This is a genomic window from Azorhizobium caulinodans ORS 571 (assembly GCF_000010525.1).
GTDB classification, from domain to species: Bacteria; Pseudomonadota; Alphaproteobacteria; order Rhizobiales; family Xanthobacteraceae; genus Azorhizobium; species Azorhizobium caulinodans.
The window spans coordinates 2,973,073-2,987,902 of sequence record NC_009937.1; the positions used below are offsets into that span (position 1 = coordinate 2,973,073).

Annotated in this window: 3 protein-coding genes; 1 reads left to right on the forward strand and 2 read right to left on the reverse strand. The window is 67.3% G+C overall.

Annotated features, from left to right (window positions below):
• Positions 1-244 precede the first annotated feature (244 nt).
• Positions 245-11,494 carry an autotransporter-associated beta strand repeat-containing protein gene (locus tag AZC_RS25525; protein ID WP_193760045.1) on the forward strand — a complete coding sequence of 3,750 codons (11,250 nt, stop codon included), beginning with the start codon at positions 245-247 and terminating at the stop codon, positions 11,492-11,494.
• Positions 11,495-11,772: 278 nt separating this feature from the next.
• Here AZC_RS25525 and garD read toward each other — a convergent pair whose 3' ends face one another.
• Together garD and AZC_RS13645 are read right to left on the reverse strand one after the other, a co-directional pair.
• A complete protein-coding gene (gene garD / locus AZC_RS13640) occupies positions 11,773-13,314 on the reverse strand; it encodes a galactarate dehydratase (RefSeq protein WP_043879355.1) in 1,542 nt (513 codons plus the stop codon).
• Positions 13,315-13,366: 52 nt separating this feature from the next.
• The gene (locus tag AZC_RS13645; protein WP_012171161.1) at positions 13,367-14,815 is read right to left on the reverse strand and encodes an aldehyde dehydrogenase family protein; all 1,449 of its coding nucleotides are present in this window, start codon (positions 14,813-14,815) and stop codon (positions 13,367-13,369) included.
• Positions 14,816-14,830 lie beyond the last annotated feature (15 nt).

The window sequence follows — 14,830 nt, forward strand, 5'->3', positions numbered from 1 at the left end:
TTTAAGCGATTGATCGCGAACTGTTTTGCACAAAATTGCGGGTGCGCCTGTTTTCCATATCGTTCTTGTGTCTTATAAAGCGCTTGTGTTTCAGGTGGTAGCCGATGCTTCGCGAATTTTGCCGCGCGAGGTGAGTCCCGGTCGCCGGCGGAAACCTGCTGGCGGTTAGGCGGGGAGCGGTCGTTGGGGCCGCTTGGTTTTTGAGTGGTGGGTGGGGATTATGTCGGCGCGGATTGCGGAAACCATGTTTCGTTCGCAGGGTGAGTCGTTCCGGCAGCCCCTGCTCCGCAAGCGCCTCTTGCGCTCCTCAGCGCTGATTCCCTTCCTCGCCCTTGTCCTTCTGGCGCCGCCCGCATTCGCAGGTGGCGGCGGCAACGGCGGAGGCAACAGCGGATCCCCCGGGGGACTCGACAATTATGATGCCGGTGGTACCGGCGGAACAGGCACCGCTGCGACGTCCATCGGTAGCGGTGGCGGTGCTGGCGGTGGTGGCGCTGGCCTCACCGGGGGCGCTGGCGGCGCCGCCAACGGCACGAACGGTGCCGGTGGCGCCGGCGGCACTCACGCTTATGTGGGCAGCGGTAGTGGTGTCACGAACAGCCTGACCGGTGGCAACGGCGCGGCGGGCTCATCCGGCAGCAACAATGGCGGTGGCGGCGGTGCCGGCGGCACGGCGGTGGTCATCACCGGCAATAGCTCAGGCGTGCTCAACTGGTCTTCGGCCACTTTCACCCTCACCGGCGGTGTGGGTGGCGCCGGCGGCTCCGGCTCCTCGGCGCAGAATGGCGGCGAAGGCGGGACGGGTGGCGACGGCCTCTACTTTGGCCAGGATATCACCTTCACCTCTTCAAACAGTCTGCTCATCACCGGCGGACAGGGCGGCGCGGGCAGCAATGGCAGGGCTGGCGGCAACGGCATCGAGTTCGCAACCGGCACGAATAGTCGCGCAACCATCAATGGCCAGGTGCAGGGCGGAGCTGGCGGCACCTCAACCAAGACGAACAGCAATACCGGCAATGGCGGTAACGGCATTCTAGCGGACACGCTGGACCTGACGCTGAATGCAATGGTGAGCGGTGGCGCCGGGTCATCTGGTGCGGGGGACGTCGGAGGCGGCGCCGGGGGTGATGGTATTTCTGCCCTCGCATTCACCGGCATGATCAATGCGGCGGTCACGGGCGGCACCGGCGGCAGCACCGGCGCCAGCTCGTCGGCGTCGGCTGGCAGCGGCGGCTATGGCCTGAGGTTGAATGGAGCCAGTACCGTTACTGTCAATGCCAATGTGACCGGCGGTAATTCCGGGGCCGCCAGCGTCAGCGGCGGCTACGGCGGCATTGGTATCTACGCCACTCCGTCTTTGTCGCTGACGATCCAGAACAACGCCATCGTTCGGGGCGGCGATGCTGGCGCCGTCACGGGCAGCGCCTACACGACGGGTGGCTCCGGTATCTACCTGGATTATGCCACCTCGGACATCACGCTGCTGTCCGGACAGGTTATCGGCGGCAATGCATCGGGCAGCGACAGTGCTGCGACGGGCGGCTACGGGATCGAGAGCCACGGTGCGCCGTCCGTCACCATCACCCTGGGCGCCGGGAGCACGATTTCCGGTGGCCTCGGTGGCAACGGAATGTCGGACCGGTCGGCGCGGGCCAACGCGATCTTCATTGAGAATTTCGATGGTACGCCCGCCACCAACACGCTGGTACTCCTCGGAAGCGGGGGCACGTCGGGCTCGACCTATGCGACCATCATCGGAGACGTGGTAGCGACCCCGGCGGATAGCACCACCAACAAGATGACGTTCGGCGGCGCTGGCGGCGTGTTCGATGTCGGCCAGATCGATCTGGGCGCCGGCTCCTCGGCCGCCACGATCTTCCGTGGTTTCACCGAATTTACCGTTGACACCACCGGCACCTGGATCATGACCGGCGCGTCGACCACTGGCGGGACCGCCTTGCCCGCGACCTGGACCGTCGCCGCCGGCACCCTTCAGCTCGGCAATGCGAGCACAGCCGGAACCCTGCTCGGCTCGGTGGGTGTCAACAGCGGCGGCACTCTGGCCAATGGCGGGCGAACGGCGACCGTCACCAACGGGGTCACCGTGACGAGCGGTGCCACTCTCTCCCTGACAGCGGTGAGTGGCGGGCCTGCTCTCAGCATCACCAGCGGCAATCTTAACCTCAATACCGGCAGCACGCTCACCATCACCCTCGGTGCGCCGACGACCCAGTCCCTGATATCCGTGGCGGCAGGGTCCGCTGTGCTTGGCAGCACCCTGAACATCACCGACGCCGGCACCATGGCGGCGGGGAGCTATACACTCCTCAGCTATTCGGGCACGCTTTCGGGTCCCGGGCTGACGCTGGGCACCACGCCGTCGGCGTTCCAGTTCAGCGTCGATACGTCCAGCACCGCAGGTCAGGTGCTGTTGCTGGTCACCGGTGGTGCGCCGACCGTCATTTACTGGAACGGCAGCACCACTGGCGGCAGCTCGGGCCCGGTCGCGGGCGGAACCGGCACCTGGACGGCCGCTTCGAGCGGCGTAACCAACTGGACCAACTCTGCCGGCACCTCCCGCGTGGTGTCGGACCCGTCCCTGACCGCCATATTTGCGGGCACCGCCGGGACGGTGACGGTAAGCGCCGCATCCGGCGCCGTTTCCGCCAAGGGGCTGGAGTTCGACACGTCGGGCTACACGATCACCGGCAGCGAGCTGACGCTGGTGAACGGCTCCACCATGCCGCAGGTGAATGTTGTCGGGAGCAGCGCTTCGGCCACCATTTCCGCGCCGCTGGCGGGCAGCAACGGCCTGGAAAAGATCGGCGACGGTGCACTGAGCCTTTACGGTGCCAATACCTATACGGGCAACACGACCATTACGGCCGGTACGCTCACGGTCGGTGGGGCCGGCTCTCTCGGCAGCGGCACCTATGCCGGCAACATCTCCATCGCTTCCGGCACCAGCTTCAACTACGCATCCTCGGCGGCGCAGACCCTGTCGGGCAACATTTCCGGCGACGGCGACCTGACCGTTGGCGGGACCGGATCGCTGACCCTCTCCGGCAATAACACCTACACGGGCGGGACCACCAACCTCAACGGCGCCCTGGTCGCTTCCGGCGGGTCCGCCATTGGTGATACCAGCGCAGTGCTCATGGGCAATTCCGCGAGCCTCACGATCTCGGCGGCGGAAACCATCGGCTCGCTGGCAGGTGCCGGAACGGTGGCGATTTCTGGCCAGCTGACGCTGGGCGGCATAAACACATCCACCACCTATTCCGGCGTGATCTCCGGTGCCGGCGGCCTGACCAAGACCGGCACCGGCACGCTGACGCTCGGCGGCGCGAACACGTTCACGGGGGCGCTCAACCTTGAGAGCGGCACCCTGCTGGTGAACACGACGGGATCGATCGCCTCGGCTTCCTCCGTCAATCTCAGCGCCGGCACGCAACTGACCCTCAGTGGCGGCGGCAGCAAGAGCATCAAGATGCTCAATGACGGGGTCGGAGGGACCGGCACCGCATATCTGCAGTTGGGCACGACCGCACTCACCATCGGTCTTGGGGACGGTAGCGGCACATTCTCCGGTGCGATCACCGGAAGCGGGAGCCTCACCAAGGTAGGAACCGGCACGCTCACGCTGGCTGGGGCCAACACCTTCACCGGCGGCCTTCAGATTTCCGGCGGCACGGTGACCGTGACCGGTGGATCTGCCATCGCCAACACCGCCAACGTGACCGTGGGGACCGGTGCCACCCTTACGCTGCAGGCCTCCGAGACCATCGGCGCGCTGAGCGGCGCTGGCAGCGTGACCGCGACGGGCGGCAGCCGTGTCCTCACCGCCGGCGGGAACAACACCAGCACCACCTTCTCCGGCACTCTGTCTGCCTCCGGAGGAAACAGCATCGGCCTGGTCAAGACCGGGACGGGCACCTTTACCCTGACGGGCGCCAGCAGCTACGCCGGCGGCACCACCATTTCCGCCGGCACGCTCCAGATCGGCGACGGGGGTACCACCGGTTCGATCACGGGCAACATCACCAACAATGCCGCGCTGATCTTCAATCGCTCCGACGACCTCACCTATTCGGGGGGCATTTCCGGCACGGGCACCCTGCAGAAGGCAGGGAGCGGCAAGCTCACGCTGACCGGCAACAACTCAATGACCGGGCTCACCACCGTTTCAGCCGGCACGCTGGCGCTCACGGGCGGGATGGCCGGCAGTGTCACCGTCAATTCCGGCGCCACCTTCGCCAGCACAAGCACCGGCCTCATCGGCGGCACGCTCACCATCGAGAACGGCGCCACGCTGACGGCCACGAGCGGCAACCTGTTTACCGTCGCGGGGCTGTCGCTCGCGTCCGGCTCAATCATCAATTTAACGGCCAACACTCCCACGACCACTGCGGCGGTGAGCGTCACCGGCGGCCTCGTGCTCGGGGGCACGCTGAACGTCAGCGCAGGCACCGGCTTTGGCAGCGGCACCTATCGCGTCATCACCTATGGCGGCGCCCTCACCAATAACGGCCTGGCGCTGGGCAGCACCTCCTCGGACAGCCTGTACTATCTCAACACTGCCACCATCGGCCAGGTGAACCTGCTCGTTGCGGTCGGGCAGTGGTGGAACGGGGCGGTGACGACCGCCGGCGGTTCCTCCGTGGCGGGCGGGAACGGGACGTGGGATGTGGCAGCCGCCACCACCAACTGGACCAACACGACCGGCTCCAGCGCCGACGCGTGGGGGCAGGGCGGACTGGCGCTGTTCGGCGGCGCCGCGGGCACCGTGACCGTGAGCGGCCCCACCGCCCCGCAAGTGGCGGGCCTGCGGTTCCTCACCGATGGCTACACCGTCACCGGCGGCCAGATTGGCCTTTCTGCCTTCGCCACGGGAGCGACACCCGCCATTCTGGTGGACACCGGCCTGTCGGCCACGATCGCCTCACAGCTCACCGGCAGTGACGGGCTTGAAAAGACCGGCGCCGGCACGCTCATCCTGACCGGCACATCGAGCATCACGGGCGGCACGACCATCACCGCCGGCACGCTTCAGATCGGCAACGGCGGCAGTACCGGCTCGGTGGCCGGCAACATCGTCAACAATGCTGCGCTGGTCTTCAACCTGTCCAGCGATACCACCTATGCGGGCAGCATTTCCGGTGCCGGCACGTTGGAGAAGACAGGCACCGGCACCCTGACCCTCTCCGGCTCCAACGCGACGACCGGGCTGACGACCGTCTCGGCTGGCACGCTCGCCCTCACGGGAAGCCTCGCGGGGAGTGTCAACGTTGCATCCGGCGCCACGCTGCGCGGCAGCACCACCGGGATTGTCGGCGGAACCGTCACCATTGCGAACGGCGGCACGCTGGCCGTGGCGAGCGGCAACCTGTTTACCGCCGGCGCTCTGAGCCTCGGCTCCGCCTCGACGCTCGCGTTTACCGCCGGCACGCCCACCACCACGGCAGCGGTGGGACTGGGCGGCAGCCTGACGCTGGATGGCACGCTCAACATCACGGCGGGGAACGGCTTTTCCACCGGCACTTATCGCCTGATCAATTATGGCAGCAGCTTCACCGATAACGGCCTTGCCATCGGAACGGCGCCCACCCACAGCCTCTACAGGATTGACACCGCCACCCTTGGGCAGGTGAACCTCGTGGTCGCGGCCGGTCAGTGGTGGAACGGCACCACGACCACCGCCGGGGGCTCCGCCGTGGTCGGCGGCAGTGGCACGTGGAACGTCGCCGCAGGCACCACCAACTGGACCAACACGGATGGCTCCAGCGCGGATGCCTGGGGCCAAGGTGGCCTCGCGGTGTTCGGCGGCACCGCTGGCACCGTCACCCTGAGCGGAGGCACCTCGCCCCAGGTGGCGGGCCTCGAATTCATGGTGTCCGGTTATACCGTCACGGGCGGATCGATCGGTCTTTCCGCCTTCTCGGCCGGCACCAAGCCCGCGATCTATGTGGAGAGCGGTGCCTCGGCCACCATCGCATCGAACCTCACCGGCACGGACGGACTGTCCAAGACCGGCGCCGGCACCCTGATCTTCTCGGGGGTGGGCACCTATACGGGCGGGACGAGCATCGCGGCGGGTACGCTCCAGATCGGCAATGGCGGCAGCACCGGCTCGGTGGCCGGCAACATCGCGGATGACGGCGCCCTCGTCTTCAACCGTTCCAACGACCTGACCTTCGCAGCCGTGGTGTCCGGCAGCGGCTCTGTCACCCAGGCCGGCAGCGGCGGGCTGATCCTGACGGGCGCGAACACCTATACGGGCGGAACCACCGTCTCTTCCGGCACGCTGCAGATCGGCGCTGGCGGCACGACCGGCTCCATCGTCGGCGCCATCGCCAATAGTGGAACGGTGGCCTTCAACCGCTCCGACGATATCGTCGCCAGCGGCGCGATCACGGGCAGCGGCAGCCTGGTGCAGATGGGCTCCGGCAAGCTCACGCTCACCGGATCGAACAGCGCGGCGGGCGGGACGTCGGTTGCCGGCGGAACGCTGGAAATCCTTAGTGGTGCGACGCTGGCGAGCAACGTCGTGGTCGGGTCCGGCGCCACGCTGCAGGGCGAGACCGGCGGCACCGCCGGCGCCGTGCTGAACGGCGCGGTAACCGTGCAGAATGGAGGCACGATCCGTGCCGCGGCCACCGGCACGCCCGGTCTCTATGGCCTCTCCATGAGCGGGCTTACGCTGTCGAATAGCGCCAATATCAATGTGAATCTCGGTGCCAACACGGGCGTCGCGGTGTTGCAGGCCACCAACCTCACGCTGGATGGCGTGCTGAACATCAGCAATACCGGCAGCATGGCGCTCGGCGTGTATCGCCTGATCGACTACACGACCTTGGTCGCGGACAACGGGCTCGCTATCGGCACCGTGCCGTCGCAATTTGCTTATAGCGTGGACGTGGTCCCGAACCACGTGAACCTGTCCGTCCTCAACGGCAGCCTGCGGTACTGGAACGGCACCACCACAACGCCGGACGGGACGGTCCATGGCGGCAGCGGCACCTGGTCGTCCAGTGTCTCTCCGGCCAATTGGCTGACGGCTGGGCTCAACCAGTCGGTTCCGTGGAACAGCGAGTTCGCGGTATTCTCCGGCACCCCCGGAAATGTGAGCGTCTCGGGAACGGTGTCCACCACGGGCATGCAGTTCATGGTGGATGGTTATTCGCTGGGGGCGGGCACCATTGTGCTTGCCGCCACCAGCGGCCAGACGCAGGTCCGGGTGGGCGACGGCACCGGGCTCGGCGCCTCCTATGTGGCGACCCTAGGCTCGGTGATCGACGGCACCACGGGTCTTGAGAAGACGGACCTCGGCACCCTCATCCTGACCGGGACCAATACCTATACCGGCAACACCACCGTCTCGGCCGGCACGCTGCAGATTGGCAATGGCGGAAGCGCCGGCAGCATTCTCGGCGACGTCGCGGTCGCGTCCGGCGCGACGCTCGCCTTCAACCGCAGCGATGCGGTGAGTTTCGGTGGCGTGATCTCTGGGAATGGCGGCTTCACCCAGACCGGATCGGGCACTCTCACCCTCACGGGGAACAACACCTATACGGGCACCACGACCATCTCCGGCGGCACGCTGCAGGTGGGCGATGGCGGCACCTCCGGCACGCTGGCCGGCACGGTGGTGAACAATGCCGCGCTCGTCTTCAACCGCTCCGACGCGACGAGCTTCGCTGGCGCCATCTCCGGCACCGGCACGCTGACCAAGCAGGGCGCGGGCGCACTCACCCTGTCGGGCAGCAACAGCTTCACGGGCGCCACCACCGTTGCGGGCGGCACGCTGGCGATCAGCGGCGGCGCTTCGCTGGCGGACGGCGCGCGCCTCACCGTGGCCTCGGCCGCCACGCTCTCGCTCCTGGACGCGAACGAGACCGTGGGATCGCTCGCCGGCGCGGGCACCGTCGCGCTGGGCAGCCAGACCCTGACGGCCGGTGGCGACAATACCAGCTCCACCTTCACCGGCACCCTCAGCGGCACCGGCGGCCTCACCAAGGTCGGGACGGGCACGCTGACGCTCGGCGGCACCAACAGCTATAGCGGCCAGACGACGGTTTCTGCCGGGACACTGGTTGCGCAGGGCAACGCCGCGCTTGCGGACGGCACCGCCGTCTCGGTGGCGAGCGGGGCTACCCTCGACCTGCAGATGACCGGGACGAAGATCCTCGGCGGGTTGAGCGGCGCGGGCAATGTGCAGCTGAATGCCACCACGCTGTCCGTCGGCGGGGACAACAGCTCCACCACCTATTCGGGCGTGCTGAGCGGCACGGGCGGGCTGACGAAGACCGGCACGGGCACACTGACCCTGAGTGGCACGAACACCTTCACGGGCACCGCGCAGATCAGCTCCGGCGCCCTGGCGCTGATGGGAAGCGTCGGCGGCGATGTCAGCGTGGCGGCCGCTGCCACCCTGTCGGGCACCGGGAGCGTGAGCGGGACGGTCAATGTCCTCTCCGGCGGCACGCTATCGGGCACGCAGCCCACGGGCCTGACCATGGGTGGGCTCACCCTGGCGTCGGGTGCGAACATGAACGTGACGCTGGGTGCGCCTTCGGGGAGCGGCCTGTTCACGGTGAACGGCAACGTGACGCTGGACGGCACGCTGAACGTGACCCAGGCGCCGGGCTTCGGCATCGGCATCTATCGCCTCGCGAGCTATACCGGCACCCTCACGGACAACGGCCTCGATGTGGGCGCCCTCTCCGGCGGTCTGCTCGGCGGCGTGCAGACAGCGGTGGCGGGGCAGGTGAACCTGCTGGTGGAATCGCCCAACAATGCCCTGCTGTTCTGGAACGGCGCGAACACCACGCCGACCGGGAGCATCGTGGGCGGCGCGGGCACGTGGACAGCGTCGAACCAGACCAACTGGATCAACGGTTCCGGCACCATCGCGCAGAACTGGAACGGTAGTTTTGCGGTGTTCCAGGGCACGGCGGGCGCCGTGGACGTGGACGCGAGCAACGGCCCGGTGTCGGCCTCGGGGATGCAGTTCGCGACCAGCGGCTATATCGTCTCGGGAGCCCCCATCGTGCTCACCGGCAGCGGCCCGGCGACGCTGCGGGTCGGCGACGGCACCGGCGCGGGTGCGGCGATGACCGCCACCATCGCCAGCGCGCTGACCGGTACCACCGGGATCGTCAAGACGGATCTTGGCACCCTCATCCTGTCCGGCGCGAATACCTACACGGGTGGGACCACCATCTCCGCCGGCACGCTGCAGATCGGCGCCGGCGCCACTACGGGCTCCATCCTGGGCGATGTGGTGAACAATGCCGCGCTCGTCTTCAACCGCTCGGACGCCACGAGCTTCGCGGGCGCGATCTCCGGCACCGGCACGCTGACCAAGCTGGGCAGCGGTGAACTGAGCCTCACGGGCACCAACACCTATTCCGGCGGCACCACGATCGGCGCGGGCACGCTCCGCGCTTCCTCGGCGCAGGCGCTCGGCTCCGGTGGGTTGACCATCAACCGGGGCGGCACCCTGCGGGGCAGCAGCAGCTTCACCTTTGGCAACAATGTGGTTCTCTCCAATGCGGGAACCGCGACGACCAACGCCGCCATCTCGGTGGATGCGGGCCAGACGGTGAATGTCTCCGGCGTAATCTCCGGCAGCGGCGCCCTCGACAAGACCGGCGGCGGCACGCTCGTCCTCACCGGCACGAACACCTATACGGGCACGACCACCATCTCCGCCGGCACGCTGCAGATCGGCAATGGCGGCACGACCGGCTCGCTGCTGAGCAACATCGTCAACAATGCGAGCCTGGTGTTCAACCGGGCCGACACCTACACCTTCACCGGCTCCATCACCGGCACGGGTAGCGTCACCTTCCTCGGGGGCGGCACCGTGCAGTTCTCCGCGCCCTATACCGGCGCGGTGGGCGTGGACGACAGCACGGTGAGGCTGGTCGCGGGGACGACCACCAGTTCGCCCTTCACGGTCAATAACGGCGGCGTTCTCGGTGGCACCGCGACCATCGGCGGCCTCACGGTCAATTCCGGCGGCACGGCGTCGCCGGGCTATTCGCCCGGAACGCTTACCGTCAACGGCGCGGTGACGTTCAATGCCGGCTCCGTCTATGCGGTGGACCTGACGCCGGAAGGCGCCCACGACCTGATCATCGCCTCCGGCAATGTGACCCTGTCTTCCGGGGCCACCGTGGCGGTGAACGCAACCGCAGGCGTTTATCCGCGGTCCGGCCAGGTGACGATTATCACCACCTCCGGCACGGTGATTGGCACGTTCGGCGCCGTGACGTCGAACTATGCCTTCCTGACGCCGTCGCTCACCTACGACCAGCAGAATGTCTATCTGAACTACGTTTACAACGGCATCCGGTTCTCCGATTACGCGCGGACGCCGAACCAGGCCAATGTGGCCGTGGCGGCGCAGGCGCTGGGGGATGCGAGCCCGGTGTACCAGGCCCTGTTTGCCCTGCCACAAGGCGCCGTGGCCCCCGCCTTCGATCAGCTGAGTGGCGAGATTTATCCCTCGGTGAGCACGGTCATCCAGCAGGAGAGCATCTATGTGCGCGATGCCGTGGGTGCGCGCCTGCGCCAGTCCGTGACGGGAGGAGACGCCGACGCGCTGTCCGCCGCCGCGAAAGCGACCGGGCAGGCGACGGCGGCGCTGAGCCAGGACCTGACGCCCACTCTCTGGGCGCAGGGCTATGGGGCCTGGGGCAACGCCTTCGGCAATGGCAATGCCGCCACCATCGCCTCCTCCGTGGGGGGCTTCCTCGCCGGTCTCGACGTGGCGGTGGCACCGAATGTGCGCGCCGGCATCGTGGGGGGCTTCAGCCAGACCAAGGTCGATGTGAATGCCCGCTCGTCCACCGGCACCATCGACAATTACACGGTCGGCCTCTATCTCGGCGGGCAGTTCGGCGCGCTGGGCCTGCGGGGCGGCGCCTCATATAGCTGGCACGACATTCAGGCGGACCGGAGCGTCCTCTTCTCCGGCTTCTCCAGTGCGCAAAGCAGCGGCTACTCGCTGGGCACCACTCAGCTGTTCGGCGAGGCGGGCTACCGCATGGCGTTCGGCGCCTATGAGTTGGAGCCCTTCGCCGGGCTGGCCTATGTGAACCTCTCCAGCGGCAGTGCCACGGAGACAGGCTATGGCAGCGCCGGGCTCGGGGTGAATGTCCAGGGCATGAGCACGCTCTACAGCACTCTGGGCGTGCGAGCGGCCACCAGCTTCCTGCTGGGCGGGCGGGCGCTGACCCCCAGCGCCACGCTGGGCTGGCAGCACGCCTTTGGCGACACCACGCCCACCGCCGCCACACGGTTCCTGGGCGGCGCGACGCCATTCCAGGTGCAGGGCGTGCCCATCGCCGAGGACACGATGCTGGTCGGGGCGGGCCTGGCTTATGCCCTGTCGGATCTCGCGACCATCCAGGTGAATTATTCCGGCCAACTCGCCACCACCGCCAGCCAGAATGCCGTGTCGGCGCAGTTCTCCCTGAAGTTCTGACGCGCGGCGCCGGCGACGGATGCGCATCCATCGCGGCGGCTCGCCGCTGCGTTGGCTGGAGAAGGCCCGATCTGAGGGCGACAGCGGTCTACGCGCCACCATCGCACGTGCGGTGGCACAGGGGACCCACGCCATCCTCGCGACGAAAGACGATCTGGAAAGCCGTGAGAGAAACTTAAGGTAATGCCTAATCAAGCTGGACCGGATCCAGCAGAATCCGGTCCAGCTTGATTAGGCATTACCAAACGAAAAGAGGCGGCCAGGCGGCCGCCGAAACGTCAGGTGATGGGCGCCGGGTTAAACAGCGTCAGCGCGTTGAAGAGGCCCCACTTGTCGGACCAGGGCTTCACCTTGCCGCTGGCCACATCGAGCATGAGGCGGAACAGATCCCAGCCCACGTCCTCGATGGTGGCTTCGCCCGTGGCGATGCGGCCGGCGTCGAGGTCGATGAGGTCATGCCAGCGGCGGGCGAGGTCCGTGCGCGTGGCGACCTTGATGACCGGCGCGGCGGAAAGGCCATAGGGCGTGCCCCGGCCCGTGGAGAAGACCTGAAGTGTCATGCCGGAGGCCAGCTGAAGCGTGCCGCACACGAAGTCGCTGGCCGGCGTCGCGGCGAAGATGAGCCCCTTCTGCTTCGCCTTCTCGCCGGGCGCGAGCACCCCCGCAATGGTGCTGGAGCCGGACTTGGCCACGGAGCCAAGCGCTTTCTCCACCACATTGGCGAGGCCGCCCTTCTTGTTGCCGGGAGAGGGGTTGGCGCTGCGGTCGGCGCCGCCCTGCTCCAGATAATCGTCATACCAGGCCATCTCGCGGATCAGCGCATCGGCCACCTCGGGCGTTGCGGCGCGCGGGGTGAGCAGATGGATGGCGTCGCGCACCTCGGTGACTTCCGAGAACATGACCGTCGCGCCCGCTCGCACCAGCAGGTCGGCGGCATAGCCGAGCGCGGGATTGGCGGTGACGCCGGAGAAAGCGTCCGAGCCGCCGCACTGGAGGCCCACCACCAGTTCCGAGGCCGGCACGGTCTCCCGCTTCCGGCGGTTCAGCACCTCAAGCCGCGCCTCGGCCATCTCCAATATGGCGCCGATCATGGCATCGAAGCCGTGGAAGGCCTCATCCTGAAGGCGGACGATGCCCTGCTTGCCCTCGGGCAACAGGCGCTCGGGCTGGAGCTTCTCGCAGCCCAGCGAGACGATCATCACCTCGCCACCGAAGTTCGGATGCGTGGCGAGGCTCTGGAGGGTGCGGATGGGCACCACCGACTGCGGGGCGCCGATGGCGACGCCGCAGCCATAAGCGTGTGTCACCGCCACCACGTCATCCACATTGGGATAGCGCGGCAGCAGATCCTCACGGATGCGCCTGATGGCGAAATCCAGCGTTCCGGCCACGCACTGCACGCTGGTGGAGATGGCGAGGATGTTCTTGGTGCCCACCGATCCGTCCGGATTGCGGTAGCCCTCAAACGTATAGCCTTCCAGCGGAGGCAGCGGGGCGGGAACACGCGTGGCCTTTTCCAGCGCCGAAAGATCCGGTGGAACGGGCATGGCGACGCGGGATTCCTCCACCCACGCCCCGCGCGGGATGTCGCCAATGGCACGCCCGATCACCTCGCCATAGCGAAGGATGGGCGCGCCATCGGCAATATCGGTCAGGGCCACCTTGTGGCCCTGAGGCACGAATTCCACGAGGCGCGTGCCATCGGGCAGATCGGTGCCGGGCTTGAGGCCGAAGCTGTTGACCACAATGGCGACATTGTCGCTCTCGTGGACCTTGATGGTGCGCGGGGTCTCGACCCCGGCCGGGCCCTGGTACGTCATCTGTGTCCTCCCGTCTGGCACGCGCCTGTTCTTGTTATTGGCGCGGCGCCGCTCAGCCCGCGTTGGTATAGGCGGTCTTCACCGTTGTGTAGAATTCGGCCGCGTAGCGTCCCTGCTCGCGGGCGCCATAGCTGGAGCCCTTCCGGCCACCGAACGGCACGTGATAATCCACGCCAGCGGTGGGGGTGTTCACCATCACCATGCCGGCCTCGCTGTTGCGCTTGAAATGGCTGGCATATTTGAGGCTGGTGGTGACGATGCCGGACGACAGGCCGAACGGCGTGTCATTGGCCACCGCGAGTGCCTCGTCATAGTCCTTCACGCGGATGGTGCAGGCGACGGGGCCGAAGATCTCCTCGCGGGCAATGCGCATGGCATTGGTGGTCTCGGTGAAGAAGGCCGGCTGGAGATAGAAGCCCGGTGTCGCGCGGTTGAGACGCTCGCCGCCCCAGTGAAGCTTGGCGCCTTCAGAGCGGCCGATCTCGATATAATTGAGATCCTGCTCCAGCTGCTTCTCGTCCACCACCGGGCCGATATGCGTGCCGGCTTCCAGCGCGTTGTCCACCTTGAGAGCCTTCAGGCGCTCGGTGACAGCATCGACGAAGGCATCATGAATGCCCTCCTGCACGATGAAGCGCGAGGACGCCGTGCAGCGCTGGCCGGTGGAGAAGAAGGCGCCGTTCACCGCGCATTCCGCCGCCACCGCCAGATCGGCGTCGTTGAGCACCACGAGCGGGTTCTTGCCGCCCATCTCCAGTTGGCACTTCTTCATGGGGTCGTTGAGGACGCAGGCCTGCGCCACCTTGCGGCCCGTCTCCACCGAGCCGGTGAAGGTGATGGCGTTCACCTTCGGGCTTTCGAGGAAGGCCTGACCGACCACCGAGCCGCGCCCCATGACCAGATTGAACACACCCGCCGGCAGGCCGGCGCGGGAGATGATCTCGGACAGGGCATAGGCCGAGCCGGGCACGAGATCGGCCGGCTTGAACACCACCGCATTGCCATAGGCGAGCGCCGGGGCGATCTTCCAGGCGGGAATGGCGATGGGGAAGTTCCACGGCGCGATGATGCCGACGACACCCAAGGCCTCGCGGGTGATCTCCACATCAAGGCCCGGACGCACGGAGGCGAGCTTCTCGCCGGCAAGGCGCAGGGCCTCGGCGGCGAAGAACAGGAAGATCTGGCCCGCGCGAGCGGCCTCGCCGATGCCTTCCGGCAGGGTCTTGCCCTCCTCGCGGGAGAGCAGGCGGCCCAGCTCCTCGCGGCGGGCGAGGATTTCGTCGCCCACCTTCTTCAGCACGTCGTGCCGCTCCTGCGGCGTGGAGCGCGCCCAGCGGGGCGCGGCGGCGGCGGCAGCGGCAATGGCCTGCTCCGCATCGGCCCGCGAACCCTGGGTGTAGAGGCCCACAACGTCATTGGTGTCGGAGGGGTTGATATTCTTCGTCTCCGAAGCCCCCGAGACCCACGCGCCGGCGATATAGTTCAACGCAATTTCACTCATGGTCGCATCTCGCCT